Annotated in this window: 19 protein-coding genes; 18 read left to right on the forward strand and 1 reads right to left on the reverse strand. The window is 70.4% G+C overall.

What is annotated here, in order from left to right; all coding sequences use genetic code 11:
- Window positions 1-46: 46 nt before the first annotated feature.
- The 12 genes from QN141_07515 to QN141_07570 are packed head-to-tail and all read left to right on the forward strand — an operon-like array spanning window position 47 to window position 9781.
- On the forward strand, window positions 47-532 hold the full coding sequence (locus QN141_07515; GenBank protein MDR7558321.1) for a DUF177 domain-containing protein: 486 nt from the start codon (window positions 47-49) through the stop codon (window positions 530-532).
- A 1-nt stretch (window position 533) separates the two neighbouring features.
- Window positions 534-722, forward strand: a complete 189-nt coding sequence (gene rpmF, locus QN141_07520; GenBank protein ID MDR7558322.1) for a 50S ribosomal protein L32 — start codon at window positions 534-536, stop codon at window positions 720-722.
- A 6-nt stretch (window positions 723-728) separates the two neighbouring features.
- On the forward strand, window positions 729-1742 hold the full coding sequence (plsX, locus tag QN141_07525; GenBank protein MDR7558323.1) for a phosphate acyltransferase PlsX: 1014 nt from the start codon (window positions 729-731) through the stop codon (window positions 1740-1742).
- Window positions 1739-2749, forward strand: coding sequence for a beta-ketoacyl-ACP synthase III (locus tag QN141_07530; protein ID MDR7558324.1), 1011 nt, complete (start codon window positions 1739-1741; stop codon window positions 2747-2749). Before plsX ends, QN141_07530 begins: the two co-directional genes overlap by 4 nt.
- A complete protein-coding gene (gene fabD, locus QN141_07535) occupies window positions 2746-3693 on the forward strand; it encodes an ACP S-malonyltransferase (GenBank protein MDR7558325.1) in 948 nt (315 codons plus the stop codon). Before QN141_07530 ends, fabD begins: the two co-directional genes overlap by 4 nt.
- A complete protein-coding gene (gene fabG / locus QN141_07540; GenBank protein MDR7558326.1) occupies window positions 3680-4429 on the forward strand; it encodes a 3-oxoacyl-[acyl-carrier-protein] reductase in 750 nt (249 codons plus the stop codon). The genes fabD and fabG overlap by 14 nt, the downstream gene beginning before the upstream one ends.
- A gap of 29 nt (window positions 4430-4458) precedes the next feature.
- Entirely contained in the window at window positions 4459-4710 is a 252-nt protein-coding gene (gene acpP, locus QN141_07545; GenBank protein ID MDR7558327.1) for an acyl carrier protein, read from the forward strand.
- A gap of 40 nt (window positions 4711-4750) precedes the next feature.
- Window positions 4751-5998, forward strand: a complete 1248-nt coding sequence (gene fabF, locus QN141_07550; GenBank protein ID MDR7558328.1) for a beta-ketoacyl-ACP synthase II — start codon at window positions 4751-4753, stop codon at window positions 5996-5998.
- A complete protein-coding gene (gene rnc / locus QN141_07555; protein ID MDR7558329.1) occupies window positions 5985-6743 on the forward strand; it encodes a ribonuclease III in 759 nt (252 codons plus the stop codon). The genes fabF and rnc overlap by 14 nt, the downstream gene beginning before the upstream one ends.
- A complete protein-coding gene (locus QN141_07560) occupies window positions 6740-7237 on the forward strand; it encodes an HIT domain-containing protein (GenBank protein ID MDR7558330.1) in 498 nt (165 codons plus the stop codon). The genes rnc and QN141_07560 overlap by 4 nt, the downstream gene beginning before the upstream one ends.
- Before the next feature lie 22 nt (window positions 7238-7259).
- Window positions 7260-8528: a GGDEF domain-containing protein gene (locus QN141_07565; GenBank protein MDR7558331.1), complete on the forward strand. Its 1269-nt coding sequence runs from the start codon at window positions 7260-7262 to the stop codon at window positions 8526-8528.
- A complete protein-coding gene (locus QN141_07570; protein MDR7558332.1) occupies window positions 8525-9781 on the forward strand; it encodes a M28 family metallopeptidase in 1257 nt (418 codons plus the stop codon). Before QN141_07565 ends, QN141_07570 begins: the two co-directional genes overlap by 4 nt.
- On the opposite strand, the gene QN141_07575 is transcribed toward QN141_07570, so the two are convergent.
- Entirely contained in the window at window positions 9778-11085 is a 1308-nt protein-coding gene (locus tag QN141_07575) for a hemolysin family protein (protein MDR7558333.1), read from the reverse strand. The genes QN141_07570 and QN141_07575 overlap by 4 nt on opposite strands.
- A 158-nt stretch (window positions 11086-11243) precedes the next feature.
- Here QN141_07575 and paaA point away from each other — a divergent pair, with 158 nt between their 5' ends.
- From paaA to QN141_07605, 6 genes are read left to right on the forward strand one after another with little or no spacing between them, the layout of a single operon-like run.
- Window positions 11244-12182, forward strand: coding sequence for a 1,2-phenylacetyl-CoA epoxidase subunit PaaA (gene paaA, locus QN141_07580; GenBank protein ID MDR7558334.1), 939 nt, complete (start codon window positions 11244-11246; stop codon window positions 12180-12182).
- Entirely contained in the window at window positions 12179-12715 is a 537-nt protein-coding gene (locus QN141_07585; GenBank protein MDR7558335.1) for a DinB family protein, read from the forward strand. Before paaA ends, QN141_07585 begins: the two co-directional genes overlap by 4 nt.
- A gap of 11 nt (window positions 12716-12726) precedes the next feature.
- Window positions 12727-13059: a phenylacetic acid degradation protein gene (locus QN141_07590; protein MDR7558336.1), complete on the forward strand. Its 333-nt coding sequence runs from the start codon at window positions 12727-12729 to the stop codon at window positions 13057-13059.
- Window positions 13056-13856: a 1,2-phenylacetyl-CoA epoxidase subunit PaaC gene (gene paaC / locus QN141_07595; GenBank protein ID MDR7558337.1), complete on the forward strand. Its 801-nt coding sequence runs from the start codon at window positions 13056-13058 to the stop codon at window positions 13854-13856. The genes QN141_07590 and paaC overlap by 4 nt, the downstream gene beginning before the upstream one ends.
- On the forward strand, window positions 13853-14329 hold the full coding sequence (gene paaD, locus QN141_07600) for a 1,2-phenylacetyl-CoA epoxidase subunit PaaD (GenBank protein MDR7558338.1): 477 nt from the start codon (window positions 13853-13855) through the stop codon (window positions 14327-14329). Before paaC ends, paaD begins: the two co-directional genes overlap by 4 nt.
- Before the next feature lie 27 nt (window positions 14330-14356).
- The gene (locus QN141_07605) at window positions 14357-14563 is read left to right on the forward strand and encodes a hypothetical protein (GenBank protein MDR7558339.1); all 207 of its coding nucleotides are present in this window, start codon (window positions 14357-14359) and stop codon (window positions 14561-14563) included.
- The last annotated feature ends 117 nt before the right edge of the window (window positions 14564-14680 follow it).

Below are 14680 nucleotides of genomic sequence, written 5' to 3' on the forward strand. Positions count from 1 at the left end.
AAGGGATGGCGACCTCTGCCTATAATGGACAGTCTGGTTGCGGCAGGTGACGGTCGTGCTGGTGGAGATCCGTGAGCTGGCTCCGGGTGAGACCCTGCGGCTCGCCTTTGAGGAATCCGTCGCCCTGGTCAGCGACGGGAGCACCGTGGAGACGCCGGCCCACGGTCAGGTCCAGCTGCACCGCCGGGTACGGAGTGTACGGCTGCAGGGACATGTGGAAGCCGACATGCCGTTGATCTGCAGCCGATGCCTGGGGAACGTGACCGGACGGCTGGCCGTCGATCTGGACGAGGAGTTCTCTTTGGGCGAGGCCCCGCCTCCCCACGGGGGAGAGCTGGGACCGGAAGACTTCGTGTCCTGGATCGGGACCGACCAGCCGCTGGACATCGGCGAGATCGTCCGCCAGCATCTGCAGCTGGCCGTGCCCATGGCCCCGCTGTGCCGGCCGGAGTGTCGCGGCCTCTGCCCGGTGTGCGGCGCGAACTGGAACGACCTGCTGTGCGACCACTATTGGACGGAGCGGGGAGGCTAGCATGGGGATCCAGAAACACCGGAGGTCGCGAAAGAGCGGGGCGATGCGCCGCGCCCACTGGAAAGCGCGGCCGCTGACGCTCGTGGAGTGCCCGCAGTGCCACCGTCTGATGCGGTCGCACCGCGTCTGCGGGCACTGCGGGTACTACGCCGGCCGCGAGGTGGTCAAGCAGGCGAAGGAGGAGAAATAGCCCGTCGTGCGGATCGCCGTTGACGCCATGGGCGGCGACTATGCGCCCGGGGCCGTGGTCGCGGGATCGATTGCGGCGGTGCGCGAGCTGGGGGTGGAGGTCGTCCTGGTCGGCCCGGAGGCGCGCGTCCGGGAAGAGCTGGGCCGCCATCGCGACGCGCCGCCGCTGGCGATCGTGGACGCGCCCGAGGTGATCGAAATGCACGAGCCGCCGGCGATGGCCCTGCGTCGGAAGAAGCGCGCCAGCATCGCCGTGGCCGTCGACCTGCTCCGCAACAAGGCCGCCGACGCGGTGATGACGGCGGGCCACACCGGCGCCGCCATGGGGGCGGCCCTGCTCGGGCTGGGACGCATCGCCGGCGTCGACCGGCCGGCGCTGGCCGTGGTCCTCCCCACTAAGACCGGGCGGCCGACCATCCTCCTCGACGTCGGCGCCAACGTGGACTGTAAACCCCACCACCTGCTGCAGTTCGCCCTGATGGGGTCCGTCTACGCCAGCGCCGTGCAGGGCACATCCGCCCCGCGGGTGGGGCTGTTGAATATCGGTGTGGAGGAGGGCAAAGGCTCCGAGCTCACCCTGGCCGCCGGCGACCTGCTCCGGGGATCCGGACTGAACTTCATCGGCAACGTCGAGGCGCGGGACGTCTTCAACGGGGTCGCGGACGTCATCGTCTGCGACGGATTTGTCGGGAACGTGGCGCTGAAGTTCGGCCAGGGCCTGGCCCTGGCCATCCGCGACATCGTCAAGGGCGAACTGACCGGGCTGCGGGGCAAGCTCCTGCTCCTCTACCTGACCCCGCTGGCCGGCCGCGTTCGACGGATGTACCGCCGCATTGACTACCGGGAATACGGGGGCGCGCCGCTGCTGGGTATCGACGGCGTGGTGGTGGTGGCCCACGGCAGCAGCAACGCCCGGGCGATCCGCAACGCCATCCGGGTGGCCCAGGAGGCGGCGTCGCGCGGGTTGGTGGAGCAACTTCGTTCCCGGATGCCAGTTCTCGGGGTGAGCACCGGACCATGACCTCCCCCTCTCACCGTCCGACCAGGGGATCGACCGTCGCCGGCATCGGCCGCTATGTCCCGGAGCGTGTCCTGACCAACAGGGATCTGGAACGGCTGGTCGAGACCACCGACGAGTGGATCGTGACGCGCACGGGGATCCGCGAACGGCGCATCGCCGCCGACGACCAGGCCAGCTCCGATCTGGCCGTGGAGGCGGCCCGGGAGGCGATGGCCGACGCCGGCGTCGCGCCCGACGACCTCGACCTGATCATCGTGGGCACGGCCACCCCGGACATGCTCTTCCCGGCCACGGCCTGTATCCTGCAGGACCGGCTGGGCGCCCGCCGGGCGGGCGCCTTCGACCTCTCCGCGGCCTGCAGCAGCTGGGTCTACGGCGCGGCAGTGGCCCACGGCTACATCGTCGGCGGACTGGCCGAAACCGTGCTGGTGGTCGGCGCGGAGACGCTTTCCAAGATCACGAACTGGAAGGATCGCGCCACCTGCGTCCTCTTCGGCGATTCGGCGGGCGCGGTGGTGATGCGGCCCAGCGAACCGGGACAGGGCTTTCTCTCCTTCCACCTCGGTGCCGACGGCTCCGGCGGGCCGCTGATCATCCTCCCGGCCGGCGGGTCGCGCCTGCCCGCCACCGCGCAAACCGTCGAGCGCGGGGAACACTACCTGCGGATGAACGGCCGCGAGGTGTTCAAGTTCGCGGTGCGTCTCATCCCGCGCGCCATTCAGGAAGCCGTCGACCGCGCCGGTCTGGCCCTGGAGGACGTGGACTGGTTCATCCCCCATCAGGCCAACATCCGCATCATCGACGCGGCGGCGGAGCGACTGGGGCAGCCCCGGGAGAAGTTCTTCGTGAACGTGGAGCGCTACGGCAACACCTCCTCCGCCTCGGTGCCGGTGGCGCTGTACGAGGCGGTGCGGGCCGGTCAGATCCGCCGCGGCGATGTCGTCGTGCTCGTCGCCTTCGGCGGAGGGCTGACCTGGGCGTCGGCGGCGCTGCGCTGGACGAAGTGATCGCCTTCGTCTTCCCCGGGCAGGGGGCGCAGTACGTCGGGATGGGTCGCGAGTTGAGCCTCATCTTCCCCGAGGCCCACGAGGTCTTCGAGCGCGCGGACGGGATTTTGGGCCTGCCGCTGTCCAGGCTCTGCTGGGAAGGGCCGGAGGACCGGCTCCGTCAGACGGAGATCACGCAGCCGGCGATTCTGACGGTCAGCGTGGCGGCGCTGGCCGTGCTCCGGCGGCGCGGGTACCGGTGCGACCTGGCGGCCGGGCTGAGCCTGGGCGAATATTCCGCCCTCGTGGCGGTCGGGGCCCTGACGCTGGAGGACGCGCTCCCTCTGGTGCGCCAGCGGGGGCGATTCATGCAGGAGGCCACCGGCGCCCGCCGGACGGCGATGGCCGCCATCCTGGGTCTGGACGCCGAGGCCGTGGTCCAGATCTGCGAGCAGGCCCGGGTGAAGGGCGTCGTGGAGCCCTCCAACTTCAACAGCCCGGGCCAGGTCGTCATTGCCGGCGACGAGGTGGCGGTGCAGGAAGGGATGGTCCTGGCCAGAGCCGCGGGGGCGCGGCGCGCCGTGTTGCTCCCGGTCAGCGCGCCGTTCCACACCAGTCTGATGGCCCCCGCTGCGGAGCGCCTGGCCCCCTTCGTGGAACGGCTCCCCCTGCGGGAACCGGAGGTCCCGGTGGTCAGCAACGTCACCGCCCAGGCCGTGCGCTCGCCGGAGGAGATCAAGCGGCTGCTCGTCCTGCAGGTCTCCCGCCCGGTGTTGTGGGAACAGTCCATGCGCGCCATGGGCCACGTGGAGACCTTCGTGGAGCTGGGTCCCGGCTCCACCCTGTCGGGACTGATCCGTAAGACCGTCCCGCAGGCGCGTGTCCTGCGCGTGGAAGACCGGGCCACCGCCGAGGAGACACTGGCCCGTCTGGAGGCGCAGGCGAAGATCCATGGGCCGGCTTGAGGGTCGGGTGGCGATCGTCACGGGGGCTTCGGGAGCCCTGGGCGGGGCCATCGCCAGGGCCCTGGCCGCCGAAGGCGCCGCGGTGATCGCCCATTACGCCCGGAACGCCGACGCCGCGGCGGTCCTGGTCGACGCCATCCGCCGGGGCGGGGGGCGCGCCGAGGCCGTGCAGGCCAACCTGGAGCGTCCGGAGGGCGCCGCCGATCTGGTCGCCTCCGCGCAGCGCAGCTTTGGCGGGCTGCACATCCTGGTGAACAACGCCGGGATCACCCGTGATATGCTCGTCCTGCGGATGAAGGAGGAAGACTGGCAGGCGGTCATCAATACCAATCTGAGCAGCGCCTTCTACTGCATCAAGGCCGCGCTCCGAGAGTTCCTGCGGCAGCGCAGCGGGCGGATCATCAACATCACCTCGGTGGCGGGGCAGATCGGGACGGTGGGACAGGCCAACTACGCCGCGTCCAAGGCGGGGCTGATCGGATTGACCCGGGCCGTGGCGCGCGAGGTGGCCTCCCGGGGGATCACGGTGAACGCCGTGGCGCCCGGCTTCGTCGAGGTCGGCCTCACCGAGCGCCTGCCGCCCGACGTGGTCCGCAGCTATCTGGAGCAGGTTCCGTTGGGGAGGGCAGGGAAACCTGAGGAGGTGGCGGCGGCCGTCGTCTTCCTCGCCTCGGACGACGCGGCCTACATCACCGGCCAGGTCCTCAACGTGGACGGCGGTCTGGTGATGCGGTAGGGTAAACTGGTCCGGGGGTGGGAGACCCGATGGCTTCCGTGTTCGATCGTGTCAAGAGTATCGTCGTGGAGCAACTGGGCGTCGCGGAAGAGGAGGTGACCCCGGAGGCCTCCTTCGTCGACGATCTCGGAGCGGACTCCCTGGACGTCGTGGAGCTGGTTATGGCCCTGGAAGAGGAGTTCGGCGTGGAGATTCCCGACGAAGACGCCGAGAAGATCGTCACCGTCGGCGAGGCGGTGAAGTACATCGAGGCGCACGCCGGCGAGCACGCCGCCGAGTAACCGCCCGCCTTTCGCTCCTGCCCTTCAGCTGGACGCTCCCATGGCGCTCCATCGCGTAGCAGTCACCGGCATCGGTGTGGTCAGCCCCATCGGGACCGGCAAGGACCGGTTTTGGGCCGCGCTGGTCGCGGGCCAGAGCGGGGTGGGGCCCATCACGCGGTTCGACGCCAGCGGCTTCGAGACGCGGATCGCCGCGGAGGTCCGGGATTTCGATCCCACGAACTGGATGGACCGCAAGGAGGCCCGCCGGAACGACCGGTTCGTCCAGTTCGCCTACGCCGCCTGCCGGATGGCCCTGGAGGACGCCCGCTTCCAGATCACGCCCCGCAACGCCCACCGCGTCGGCGTGCTGATCGGGTCGGGGATCGGCGGGGCGGAGACCTGGGAGGAACAACACCGCATCCTGCTGGAGCGCGGCCCCGGCCGGGTCAGCCCCTTCTTCATCCCCATGATCATCATCAACATGGCCTCGGGGGTGGTTTCGATCCTGCTGGGGGCGAAGGGGCCCAACAGCGCCGTGGTCACGGCCTGCGCCACCGGCGGCAACGCCATCGGCGACGCGGCCCGGATCATCCAGCGGGGCGAGGCCGACGCGATGCTGGCCGGCGGTTCCGAGGCCACCATCACCCCGCTGAGCCTGGCCGGCTTCTGCGCCATGAAGGCCATGAGCACCCGTAATAACGACCCCCAGCGTGCGTCCCGTCCCTTCGACGCCCACCGCGACGGCTTCGTCATGGGCGAAGGGGCGGGGGTGGTGCTGCTGGAGAACCTGGAGCTGGCCCGGCGGCGCGAGGCGCCGATTTACGGGGAGATCGTCGGCTACGGCATGAGCGGCGACGCCTACCACATCACCCAGCCCGACCCGGGCGCCGACGGCGCGGCACGCAGCATCCGGAACGCCCTGCACGACGCCGGGCTAGACCCTTCCGCCGTGGACTACATCAACGCCCACGGGACGAGTACGCCCTACAACGACAAGACGGAGACCCTGGCCATCAAGCGCGTCTTCGGGGAGCACGCCCGGAAGCTCGCCGTCTCCTCGACCAAGTCCATGACCGGGCATCTTCTGGGGGCCGCCGGCGGGGTGGAGCTGATCGCCTGCGCCCTGGCGCTCCAGCACCAGACGCTGCCGCCCACGATCAACTACGAGGTCCCCGACCCGGAGTGCGACCTGGACTATGTGCCGAACACGGCCCGGCGCGCCGACATCTCGGTCGTGATGTCCAACGCCTTCGGCTTCGGCGGCCACAACGCCATCTTGGTCATGCGCAAGTATGACGGCTCCTGAGACCGCGACCACCACTCCTTCCGGTGTGCTCCCGGATCGCGACGCTCAGCTGGCCCGCCTGGAAGACCGCCTCAACGTGCGCTTCCGCGACCGCCGGCTGCTGGACCTGGCGCTCCGCCACGGGTCCTTCGGGGCGGAGGGCCGGGGCGGCCGGCGCGAGAGCTACGAGCGGCTGGAGCTGCTGGGAGACGCCGTCCTCAACCTCGTGGTCTGCGACCACCTCTACCACCGCTATCCCGAGGCCACCGAGGGGGAGCTGGCCAAACTGCGCGCGCGGGTGGTCAGCGAACCCTATCTCGCCCGCATCGCCCAGCGGCTGGATCTCGGGCGCTACATCCTGATGGGGAAGGGGGAGGAGAAGTCGGGCGGGCGCACGCGGCCCTCCATGCTGGCGGACGTGACCGAAGCGGTGCTCGGCGCGGTGTATGTGGACTCGGGCTTCGGCGTCGCCCATGCCGTGGCCACCCGCCTGCTGCAGGACGCCTTCGACGAACTGGAACGGCCGACCGAGGATTACAAGAGCGTCCTGCAGGAGCTGCTGCAGGAACGGGAGCACCGCCTGCCGCGATACCGGATCAGCAGCGTGGAAGGGCCCGACCACGCCAGGGTGTTCGTCGCCACCGTGGAGGTGGGCGGCCGCATGCTCGGCGAGGGGAGGGGACCGAGCAAGAAGCAGGCCGAGCAGGCCGCCGCCCAGGCCGCGCTCCAGCTCCTCCACCGCCGGGCGAAGCGGGGGCATCGGTGAGACACCTGTGGGCCCCCTGGCGGCTGGAGTACATCCAGGCGGAGAAGTCCGCCGGCTGCATCTTCTGTCTCGCCGCCGCCGGGATCGACCGCGAAGACTCCCTGGTCGTCGCCCACAGTCGGCGCGCCTTCGTCCTGCTCAACCTCTACCCCTACAACTCCGGCCACGTCATGGTCGCCCCCATCCGGCACAAGGCCGCCCTGCGGGATCTCGACGACGAGGAGCTGCTGGACCTGAGCCGGCTCGTGGATCGGACGGTCCGGGTACTGGAGCGGGTCCTGCGGCCGGAAGGGTACAACATCGGCCTGAATTTGGGCCGGGCCGCCGGCGCCGGCGTGGAGGATCACCTGCATGTGCACGTCGTGCCCCGCTGGGTGGGGGATACGAACTTCATGCCGGTCCTGGCCGAGACCAAGGTCCTCCCCGAGCATCTCCGGGCCACCCGGGCCCGTCTGGCAGAGGGATTTGCCGCACTGGCCGCGGAAGAACAATAACCCCCCCTGATGGGCCGGTTCGATGAAGACCGTCGGGCAGTTGATGGGGTCTCCGGTGATCTCCGTGGCGCCCACCGAAACGGTGGCTGCGGCCATCGCCCGCCTTCGCCAGCACGGCATCGGCGGGCTGCCCGTGGTGGAGCGCGGCCGCCTCGTGGGGATGGTCACCATCCACGATCTGCTGGGGCGGCCGCCGTACCGTCCCGTGCGTGAGGTGATGTCTCCGGCGGTCGGCACCGTGGCCCCGGGCGAACCGGTGACCACGGCCTACGCCCTGATGGACGCTCACGGCGTCGACCGGCTGGCCGTGGTGGAGGGGAACACGCTGGTCGGCGTGGTGACCCGGGGCGATCTCCTGCAGGAGCTGGGCAAGCTCACCGACCCGCTGACGGAGTTGCCCTGGTCGGGCTCCCTCCGCCAGCACGGCGCCGATCTGCTGAAGGCCGGGCGGGAGATCGCCGTCCTCTTCATCGACCTGGACGACTTCGGGATGGTGAACAAGCTCTACGGGCACGTGGTGGGCGACAACATCATCAAGGCGGTGGCTGCGCTGCTGCTGGGGCGCATCGATTCCGAAACCGATTTTCTCTGCCGGTACGGCGGCGACGAGTTTGCCATCGTCACGACGCGGGACCTGGAGTCCGCGAAGCGTCTGGCTCAGGAGCTGCGCCAGGCTATCGCCGGCGTGGCGGTGCCCGGGGCCTCGCCCGGCGCCATCAGCGGGTCGATCGGCGTGGCCGGAGGGAAGCGGACCCAGGAACGGCAGGACGTGCACTACGAGGCGACGGTGGACGACCTGATCACCATGGCCAGTCGCGCCTCGACGATGGCGAAACGGACGCCGCAGCATGTGCTGCAGGGGGCGGCGCCCGCCCCCACGGCGGCCGCTGCTCCCTCGCCGCGGATCGGGATCCGCCGCGTGGATCTCCACGTCACCGCCCTGCGCGGGGTGGCCACGGTGGAGCTGGAGCACCGGGGCCGCCAGGTGAGCGGCCGGGCGGAAGGACCGGTCCTGGGGATGGGCGGACTGCGTCTGTTGGTGGAGGCGACGTTGAACGCCGTCCGCCAGTATCTGCCCCCGGGATGGGAGGTCGCCCTGGAAGACCTGTCGCGCGCGACCGTGGGCGGATTGGAGGTGCTGCATGTCCTGCTGGTCGCCGCCACCCCGACCCAGGAGGAGCGCCTGCTCGGGTCGGCGTCGTTCGCCGCGGATCCCCATGAGGCCGCGGTCCGGGCGACGATGAAGGCGGTGAACCGGTTGCTGCTCCAGCGCATGGAAGTACCGGCGTGAGGCGCCGTCCCCTCCTGGCTCTGCCCGCCTTCGTCGCGGTCCTCCTGGCCGTCCTGGCCGGAGCGCTGGTTGCCCAGCCGCTGCCGGCGGCGTCGCCGGCTGCGGTCCTGGAGCACCTGCGGATCCTCAGCCAGCAGAACGGACCGCGCGCGGCGGGGACTCCGGGAGATCTGCGGGCCGTCGATTACGTGGCGGGGGAACTGGCCCGGATCGGCTACGCCGTGGAGCGGCAACCATTCCCCTTCCAGTACTTCGAAGAAACCCAACCTCCGCTGCTCACGGTGGTGGGGGAGGCTCCGCGGCGGCTGGCGCCCTCGACGATGCTGTACTCGGCCTCCACTCCGGAGGAAGGCATCGAAGCCGAGGTCGTCGCCGCCGGGCTGGGCCGCCCGGCCGACTTCTCAGGTCTCCGGGTGGAGGGGAAGATCGTCCTGGTCCAGCGGGGGGAGATCTTCTTCCGCGACAAGGTGGCCAACGCCGCCGCGGCGGGAGCGCTGGCGGTGCTGATCGTCAACAACCAGCCGGGGGGCGCCGTGGTGGGCACCTTGATGGCTCCGGCCAAGCTCCCCGCCGTGGCCATTTCGCAGGACGAGGGCCAGGACCTCCTGCGGCGGCTCGCCGCCGGTCCGGTGCGGGTCCGGCTCGTCGTGCGCACCATCTCCGAGGAACGGATCAGTATGAACGTCATCGGCGTCAGGCGCGGCACGGCGCTGCCCGGCGAGGTGGTGGTGGTGGGCGCCCACCGGGACTCGGTGCCGACCAGTCCGGGGGCCAACGACAACGCCTCCGGCACCGCGGCCCTGCTGGAGGCGGGGAGGCTGCTGGCCGGGGTGCGCACCGCCCGCACCGTGCACGTCGTGGCCTTCGGCGCGGAGGAGCTGGGGCTGATCGGCTCCCGCTTCTACGCGCAGCATCCCCCCGGACGGATCGTGGGAATGGTGAACCTGGATATGGTGGGCCGCGGGGTGCTGTCCGTCGGGAACTCCAGCGACGACACCACGCTGGTCGACCTCGCCGAACGGATCGCGGCCCGGCTGCAGCTCCCGGTGGCGAGGTTCAAACTGCGCAGCGGCGCCAGCGACCACGCCGCCTTCGAGGAAATCGGCGTGCCCGCCGTCTTCATCCACACCGGCGACGACCCGGCGATCCACACGCCGAACGACATCGTCGACCGCATCGATCCCCTCCTGGTGGCCAGGGCGGCGACGCTCGCCGCCCACGTCGCGCTGGAGGTCGCCGGCCCGTCGCGCTAACGCTTCTCGCCGGGTTGAGGTTTCCGAATCTCGACCCGGCCGATCCGCCGCCCCACCACGCTCTCGATGGTCACGGTCAGCCCGGCCAGGGGGAACCGCTCTCCGGCCTCGGGAATCCGGCCGAGGTGATGAAAGATGACGCCGCCCAGCGTGGCCGCCCCCTCGGTCTCCAGGTTGACGCCGAAGACATCGCTGAGGGTCTGCAGATCGATGGTCGCATCGACGACGATCCGGTCCGGCTGCGCCAGGTAGATGAGCTTCGGCTGCGGGCGTGACTCTCCCGGAATCTCCCCGACGATCTCCTCCAGGACGTCCTCGATGGTGACGATGCCGGCCATGCTGCCGTACTCTTCGAGCACGACGGCCAGGGGCGGTTTCCCCGTGCGCATCTCCTCGAGGAGCTCGACCACCGGTTTGGTTTCCGGCACGAAAAGGACCGGCCGCATCACGGAGGTCACGGGCGCTCCGGCCCGTCCCGCCGCGTACTCCAGCAACAGGTCTTTGGCCCGGACGCCGCCCACGACGTCCTCGGGTCCGGCGCCGAACACCGGCAGGCGGCTGAACCCGCGTTCGCGGATGATCTCCACGGCGTCAGCCACCGTCGCCGTGCCGGGCACCCCCACCACGGCCGTCCGGTGGACCATGATGTCGCCGACGACCCGGTCGGTGAGGCGGAAGACCCGCCGGACGAGCGACTCCTCCTCGTCCTCGACGACGCCGGCCCGCCGGCTCTCTCCCACCAGCATGACCAGTTCCTCGCGATCGAAGGCCACATGGCGGCCGGGTTCGGCCTGCAGCCCGAAGAGGCGCAGCGTCCGGTCGGCCAGGATGTCCAGGAGCCAGATGAAGGGCTTGAAGATCCGGGAGAAGGCGACGGTGGGCGGAACCACGACGAGGGCGACCGCCTCGGCGTTGTGCAGGGCGATGCTCTTGGGGACCAGCTCGCCGAGGATGATGTGCAGCATCGTGATGAGGAGGAAGGCCAGCGTGATGGAGGCGCTGTAGCGGAGGGCCGCCTCCCAGGGACCGGGCAGCGCGGCCAGGAGCGGGCTGAGCAGCGTGGCCACGGCCGGCTCCCCGATCCAGCCGAGACCCAGGCTGGTCATGGTGATGCCCAGCTGGGTGGCCGCCACGAAGGCCTCAGGGTCTCCGGTGGCCCGGTGCACGAGGCGGGCAAATCGCACGCCTCGCTCCGCCATGCTCGCCAGCCGCGGCCGGCGCGCCTTGGCCACGGCGAACTCCGCGGCGGCGAAGATGCCGTTGGCCGCGACGATGGCCACCACCGCAAGCACCTTGAGCACCATAGTATTCCCTCCGCCATCGATGCTTCCCCGCCGCCGGCAGCGCTCCTCTCCGCACCTTGACGCTGTCTTCGCCGCGAGGCTACAATCGGGGCAACGCGCGCTCCGCGATGATGTCCGTCTGCCGTGCGCCCGCCGGAGCGTGCGCCCACCGGAGGCCGATGACGCAGCCGAGTGGCCCGGACGATCCCGAGAAGCTGGCCGCCTTCGAGGCGAAGCTGGCCTCAGGCGAGCGCATCGAGGCCGGAGAGTGGATGCCGGCCCAGTACCGATTTGAGTGCCTCCGCCTCATCCAGATGCACGCCAACTCCGAGCTGATGGGCGCCCTGCCGGAGCGGGAGTGGATTCCGCGGGCCCCGACCCTGGCGCGGAAGATGGCGTTGGTAGCCAAGGTGCAGGATGAAGTAGGCCACGCCCAGCTCCTCTACCGGGTGGCCGAGGACCTGGGCAAGCCCCGGGCCCAGATGCTGGAAGACCTCCTCAGCGGGAAGAGCAAGTTCCACAACGTCTTCCACTACCCTGCGGAGACCTGGGCGGACGTGGCCGTGATCCAGGTCTTCGTGGACGGCGCGGCGATGCAGACCCAGGGGGCGCTGCGGTCCTGCAGCTACGCCCCGTACGCGCGCGTCTTGAAGCGCATCTGCTACGAAGAAGACTTTCACATCCGCCTGGGGCTCGACGTCTACAAGACGCTGGCCGAGGGCACGGCGGGCCAGCGGGCGATGCTGCAGGACGCCCTCGACCGGTGGTGGCAGCCCATCATGCACTTCTTCGGGCCGCGGGACCAGGCCTCACCGCATCTGGAGACGATGATGCGCTGGCGGATCAAGGTGAAGACCAACGACGAACTCCGCCAGCAGTTCCTGCGCCAGTTCGTGCCGCTCATTGTCGACTACGGCCTGCGGCTGCCGGACCCCCGGCTGAAGTGGAACGAGGCCGAGCAGCGCTACGACTACAGCGAGCCGGACTGGGAGGAATTCAAGCGTGTGATCCGGGGCGAAGGACCGAAGACGGCGGCCCGGCTCCGCCTGCGCAACGACTACTGGAACCAGCATGCCTGGGTGCGCGAGGCAATGACGGCCTGGGGGAGGGCGGCATGACGGGGAGGGAGGAGGGGTTCACGCCGATCGCGTTCTACGAGTACCTGGTGGTCGCGCGGCGGAAGCTGCTGGAGTGGGTCCGGCCGCTGACGCTGGAGCAGTACACGAAGGAGTTCCCCTTCGGCCGGAGGACGGTGCGCGACACCCTGGTGGAGATCCCCTTGGCCGAATGGTCGTATGGGACGCGGCTGGCCGGCGAACCGATGCCCGCCTCGCGCGAGGGGCATCCCTTCACCCGGTTCTACTCGACCGCGTTCGCGCCGCTGGAAGCGGCCTGGGAGGAGCTCGCCGACCGCACGCGGCGCATCCTGCGCGAGGAACGCGACTGGGGCCGCAGGATCGAGTACCGGACGGTCGGCACGACACCGCCGATGCAGATCCGCACCACGGCGGCGGGGGTGGCGATCCAGATGATGACGCACGAGGTGCACCACCGCGCCCAGGTCATGGCCATGTTGCGGCAGCTGGGGGCGAACGCTCAGAACCTCGATTACTCCATCCTGATGTTCGAGCGGCGCGAGCTTCCGGCCTAGGGGCGATGCCGATGCCGGCCCTCCCTGACCTGCTGGGCATGGCGGCCGACCAGGCCGCGCGCATCTACGCCGTCTTCCGCCAGGACACCAAGATCGACCCGCACGTCCACGTCGGCGAGGTACAGGCGACGGACGCGGAGATGGCGCTGGTCCTGGCCAAAGAGCAGTTCGCGCGCCGCGACCCGTGCGTCAACCTCTGGGTCGTGTCCCTCCGGGACATCGCGGCCACGGCCTATGACGACGCCGATCTCTTCGAACCGTCCACCGACAAGAGCTACCGCTTCGGCGGGTCGTATCGGGAGCAGCAGCGGATCATGCGGGCCAGGCGCCGGGAGAGCCGATGATGAACCCGGCGGGCAGCCCCGTCCTGGAACAGGCCGACCTCCGCGCGTCCCTGGCGGCCTACCTGCTGGCCCTGGCCGACGACGAACTGATCCTGGGGCACCGGCACTCCGAGTGGACGGGACTGGCGCCGGACATCGAGTCGGACGTGGCCCTGTCGTCGGTGGCGCAGGAGGAGCTGGGGCACGCCCGGCTGTTCTACGAGCGGGCCTGCGACTTGCGGGGCGGCACCCCCGACACCCTGGCCTACGGCCGGAGCGCCGGGGAGTTCCGCAACGCCGTGCTGGTCGAACGCCCCAACGGCGACTGGGCGTTTACGATCGTGCGGATGTTCCTCTACGATCGTGCCGACGCCGTCCGGCTTGAGGCGCTGGCCGCCGGTCCGGTCGCGCCCCTGGCCCAGCTGGCCGCGGCGCTGCGCCGCGAGGAGAAGTACCATCTCCTGTACGGTGAGCAGTGGCTGCGCCGCCTGGCCGGTGCGACGCCGGAGAGCCGCGGCCGGGTGCAGAAGGCGCTGGAGGCGGCGTGGCCGGGAGCGGAGGCGCTGTTCGAGCCCGTGGAGGGGCAGGATGTCCTGACCGCGGCCGGGGTGATGGCCATCGGATCGGAGGACCAGCGCCGGCGCTGGCGGGCGCAGGTGACGCCGGTCCTGGAGTCCGCGGGGCTGCGGGTGCCCGCCCACCCCGGTGAACACCGGCCGGAGCCCAACGGTCGGGCCGGCGGCCACACCGCGGACCTGCAACTGTTGCTGGAGGAGATGACGTCGGTCTGGCGCAGCGAGCCGGGAGTCCGATGGTGACTCAACCCACCGCCACCGAACGCGCCGTGTGGGAGGCCCTGGAGACCATCGAGGATCCGGAGCTGCCCATCGCCATCACCGATCTGGGGCTGATCGGCGGGGTCCGGGTGGACGCCGGAACCGTGCAGGTGACCCTCGTGCCGACCTTCTCCGCCTGCCCGGCGATCGGCGTGATCCGCGAGGAGATCCGCAGCCGGCTCCTGGCCCTGCCGGGGGTGCGCACCGTGGAGGTGGACCTCGCCTTCGCCGAACCGTGGACGATGTCCCGCATGAGCGAGCGCGGCCGAGCCCGGCTGATCCACCACGGCCTGAGCGTCCCCGCGCGTCACGGGGGTGGGGGAGTGGAGTGCCCCTTCTGCGGTTCCACCAATACCACCCTGGAGAACCCCTTCGGCCCGACCCTGTGCCGGGCCATCTACTACTGTCTGGACTGCCGGAACCCCATCGAGCGGTTCCGCCCACCGGCAGACTGACGCACTCTACCCTGGAGGAGTCCGGCAATGAAGGTCACGCGCGAGCGCCTGCTGGATCGGAACGGCCGGCCCCTGGTGCCCGGGACGAAGGTGAAGGTGACCGGGGAGACGGGCCAGCCCGAGGGGACCGTCGTCCGGGTCCTCGACGACTACGCCGTCCTCACCGTCGTCATCCCCGAGGGCAGGGGGCAGGTCGAGCGGATGTACCGCGTCGCCGACGTGGAGGCGATCTGAGCGAAGCAGTTTACTTTACATAACGGACATTATCGGAAGTTGCCGGGACGGCAACCGACAGCCCCGGGCCGGGCGTGTGACCCGCCGACGCCGCCGTGCAGAGCGCCGGCTGCGATG

It is taken from the genome of Armatimonadota bacterium (assembly GCA_031459765.1).
Lineage (GTDB): Bacteria > Sysuimicrobiota > Sysuimicrobiia > Sysuimicrobiales > Kaftiobacteriaceae > Kaftiobacterium > Kaftiobacterium secundum.